General features: G+C 72.6%; 3 protein-coding genes. 1 reads left to right on the forward strand and 2 read right to left on the reverse strand.

What is annotated here, in order from left to right:
- Positions 1-40: 40 nt before the first annotated feature.
- Positions 41-727, reverse strand: coding sequence for a CHAP domain-containing protein (locus ACLEQD_RS38380; protein WP_410390802.1), 687 nt, complete (start codon positions 725-727; stop codon positions 41-43).
- A 155-nt stretch (positions 728-882) separates the two neighbouring features.
- The gene (locus ACLEQD_RS38385) at positions 883-1,941 is read right to left on the reverse strand and encodes a hypothetical protein (RefSeq protein WP_410390804.1); all 1,059 of its coding nucleotides are present in this window, start codon (positions 1,939-1,941) and stop codon (positions 883-885) included.
- A 206-nt stretch (positions 1,942-2,147) separates the two neighbouring features.
- Here ACLEQD_RS38385 and ACLEQD_RS38390 point away from each other — a divergent pair.
- The coding region (locus tag ACLEQD_RS38390) for a M1 family metallopeptidase (RefSeq protein WP_410390805.1) at positions 2,148-4,105 on the forward strand (1,958 nt) is incomplete at its 3' end.

Genomic DNA, 4,105 nt, shown 5'->3' on the forward strand with positions numbered 1-4,105 from the left:
GGCTCGGGCGACCTCGACGGTGGACATCTGCCGGCCGTGTCTAGCGCCGCGCCGTCCGGGCGTCACCCTTCCCGGTGAGCTTCGCGGACGCCAGCCGCGGCGGCGCGGGAGAGCGCCAGCGCTCATCCACCGCCGCGAAGCCCGCCACCAGCTCCCCCGCCAGGTAGGCGCGCGTCTTCTTGCCCTGGCGGCGCAGCCAGTCGTTGAGGACGCGCCCCTTCGCGTCCTTGCGCGCCTCCCGCTGCTGGAGGTTGAAGCGCGAGCGCTTCACCAGCCCGCCCGACTTGTGCACGAACGTCACCGTGCCGTCCGCGCCCACCCGCTCCACGATGCCGATGTGCGTGAGGCCGTCGTTGAAGAGGCCGTCGCGGTTGCGGTCGAACGTGTTCTGGAAGAACACCAGCGCGCCCGGCGCCGGCGTGTCCGACAGCATGCCCAGCGCGCGCGCCTTGCGGTGGATGGCCGTGACGCCGTTCTCCTCCGGCAGCACGTCGTCCGGCAGCAGGTCCAGCCGCCGCTGCTGGAACGCCAGCCGCGTCATGCCCGAGCAGTCATCCGTCACCGCCGAGCTCATCTTCGCCAGCGTCGTCATCCCCACCCAGGACTTCGCCCGCCACAGCGCCCGCTCCGACAGCTGGACCACCGGCCGGGCCTTCTTCATCGCCCTTGCCTTGCTCGCGGCCTCCGCCGCCCCGCCCCACACCAGCGCGCTCACCAACGCGCCCACCCACACGCCTCGTCCCATGCGGCCGCGACAGAGCAACCGCCGTGCCCGGCCCTCGCGACCCTGCGCATGTCCACCTCACGACGGATGGCGCGCGCCCTTCGGCCCGCGGTGGGCAAGGAAGTTCCCACCCACGGCAACCGCGCGCCCCGGCGCCGTCAATACATGACGGTGCCCGAGGAGCCCCGCCCTGCGCCGGGCCCCGAGGCCGCGTTGATGGGCTCGGCCTCCGTGCTCGCGGCGTTGTTCCACTTCATCCCCTGGGGGACCCCGACCTTCCCCGTGGGGGTCAGCACCTGGAGGTGTTCGTCGTGGAGGGTCGGCGGCGAGGGCGCCTCCACGTGCATCGGCGGCCCGCAGCCCCGGGTGCTGCATCCCGGGCTGAAGACCCCGTCGCCGGACGGCGTGCGCGCCGGTCCCCAGGTCCGCGTGGGCCGGGGCTGCATCCGGGTCGGAGGGTGGGCGAACGGACCCCACCGCGGCTCGCTCTTCTCCCGGGCCTCCAGCGCGACCATCAGCGGCAGGGCCAGCCCCAGGAACGCGAGCTGTCCCAGGGCGCCGGGCAGCCGCGAACCCGGAGCGGGCAGCACCTGCGTGCGCAGGCTGGTGAAGATGAACACGCCGCCAATCACCATGCTCAGCGCGAGCGCCACCCACGTCATGGCCTGCGCCGTGATGACGATGGAGGACAGGCGCCCGGTCGCGTTCTCGAGCACCGCCGTCCTCCACGCCTGGAGCTTCCAGTCCGCCACCGGCCCGGCCATGCCATAGCCCACCCCGCACGCCGCCACCCACACGGCGGCGCCATGCACCTCGCGCCGCAGGACCCAGCCCTGCGCCAGTCCCAGCACCACGCCCATGCCCACGGGCGCCATCCTCGGGGACACGCCCAGGGCCCCGGCCAGCGCCTCCGAGCCCACCAGCCCCACCGCGACGCCCACCGCCGTCATCCCCACCCAGCCGGGCACCTGGAACCCCGCCCCGCGCAGCACGCGCGACTGCAAGGCCCCCAGCAGCGCGCCCACGCCCGCGAAGAGGGCCAGCTCCGCCAGCCGGTGCACCACGCCCTTCTCCACCACGGACAGCCGCCAGAAGGCCGCCACGCGCAGGCCCTCCTCCAGCCCCTGGACGCAGCGCTCGCCCAGCTCCTGCGCGACGGACAGCCCCAGCACGGTGACCACCGACAAGAGGAGCACTCGGAAGAGACGGGAGACCATGCCCGGCAGTCTGCGCGAGGCCCGCGGTCCAAAGCCATCCACGGAGGCACCTCCCTGCTCGCCGGCCAACGGAGGTGTCGCCCGGTGGAGGTGGATGTACGGCGCGTCCCAACCCGGAGGGTCGGGGCGTGGAGCGCCGTGAAGCGGCGGACACTGGGAAATGGAGCGCGAGCACAAGGCGTGGCCGGCGCTAGATTGCCGCCCCTATGGCGCATCCCACCGACGACAAGAACTTCCGCCTGCCCACCACCCTCCGGCCGCGCCGCTACCAGGCGACGGTGACGCTGGACCTGGAGGGGCGCAGCTTCACGGGTGAAGAGCGGGTGGAGCTGGAGCTGTCCCAGCCCACGACGGAGATCATCCTCCACGCCAACGCGCTGGAGCTGGGCGAGGTCACCCTGCGCGTGGGCAACGACGTGCGCAAGCCCGCGTCCAAGCGCGCCTCTCCGGTGAGCGAGACGGTGGTGCTCACGTTCGATGCGCCCCTGCCCGCGGGCAGCGCCACACTGGACGTGCTGTGGACGGGGCACTTCAGTGAAGGCCTGCGCGGCCTGTACGCGGCGGGCAAGGTGGCCGCCACGCAGTTCGAGGCCGCGGACGCGCGGCGGCTGTTCCCCTGCTTCGACGAGCCGGCCTTCAAGGCGCGCTGGGCGCTCACGGTGCGCGTGCCCGAAGGCCACACGGTGCTGGGCAACGGCCGGGTGGTGAAGGATGAGCAGGACGGGGCGCTGCGCAAGGTGACGTTCGAGGAGACGGAGCTGCTCAGCTCGTACCTCATCGCGCTGGTGGTGGGGCCGCTGGTGGGCACGCCGGAGGAGCAGGCGGAGGGCGTCCCGGTGCGCACGTGGGCGCTGGCGGAGAAGGCGCACCTGGCGAAGTTCGGGCAGGACGCGGCGCTCCAGGTCCTGCCCCGGCTGCGGGACTACTTCGGGCTGCCGTATGCCTTTGGCAAGGTGGACCAGGTGGGCATCCCGGACTTCGAGGCGGGCGCGATGGAGAACGCCGGCCTCATCACGTACCGGGAGGTGGCGCTGCTCTTGGACCCGGCCACCGCGCCGCTGTCGGTGCAGAAGCGCGTGGCGGAGGTGGTGACGCACGAGCTGGCGCACCAGTGGTTCGGCAACTGGGTGACGATGGTGTGGTGGGACGACCTCTGGCTCAACGAGGCGTTCGCGACATGGATGGCTTTCAAGATTGTCGACCAGTGGCGGCCGGACTGGCGCATGTGGCTGGACTTCGACGCGCACCGCGCGAGCGCGCTGGCGCTGGACGCGCTCAAGTCCACGCACCCCATCCACGGGGAGGTGCGCAACGCGGGCGAGGCCGGTGAGAGCTTCGACGCCATCACCTACGAGAAGGGCGGCGCGGTGCTGCGGATGATTGAAGGGTTCCTGGGGGAGGGGCCCTTCCGCGAAGGCATCCGGCTGTACATGCGCAAGCACGCGCGCGCGAACGCGGTGAAGGAAGACCTGTGGAACGCGCTGGGCGAGGCGGCGAAGCAGCCGGTGAACGAGCTGGCCACCAAGTGGATTGGCCAGAGCGGCTTCCCGCTGGTGTCGGTGAAGCTGGAGGGCCGGAAGGTGGCGCTGTCGCAGCGGCGCTTCTACTCGGAGCCGGGGGTGAAGAGCCCGGAGACGTGGCCGGTGCCCATGGTGCTGCGCTTCGAGGACGCAAGCGGCGTGAAGGAGCAGCGCGTGCTCTTCCGCGACGCGCAGGCGACGGTGACGCTGGAGGGCGCGGGGGACGTGAAGTGGCTGTGCGCCAACGGCGGCTCCACGGGCTTCTACCGGGTGGCGTACGAGAAGCCGGCGCTGGACGCGCTGGCGGCGAACCTGGGGACGCTGGCGCCGTCGGAGCGCATCTCGCTCCTGGCGGACACGTGGGCGCTGGTGCGCGCGGGGCAGGCGCCGGTGGCGGACCTGCTGGACCTGGCGGCGCGCTTCGGGGACGAGGAGGACGAGGCGGTGCTGGACGAGCTCGTCGGGCGGCTCGGCTACATCGAGAACCGGCTGACGGACGGCGAGGACCAGGAGCGCTTCCGCCGGTGGGTGGAGCAGTTGTTGGGCGGCGGCCTGAAGAAGCTGGGCTGGCAGGCGGCGCAGGGCGAGCCGGACCGCGTGAAGCTGCGCCGCGCGGCGCTGGTGCGCGCGGTGGCGGTCTGGCG

This window comes from Corallococcus sp. 4LFB (assembly GCF_046520365.1).
Classification (GTDB): Bacteria; Myxococcota; Myxococcia; order Myxococcales; family Myxococcaceae; genus Corallococcus; species Corallococcus caeni.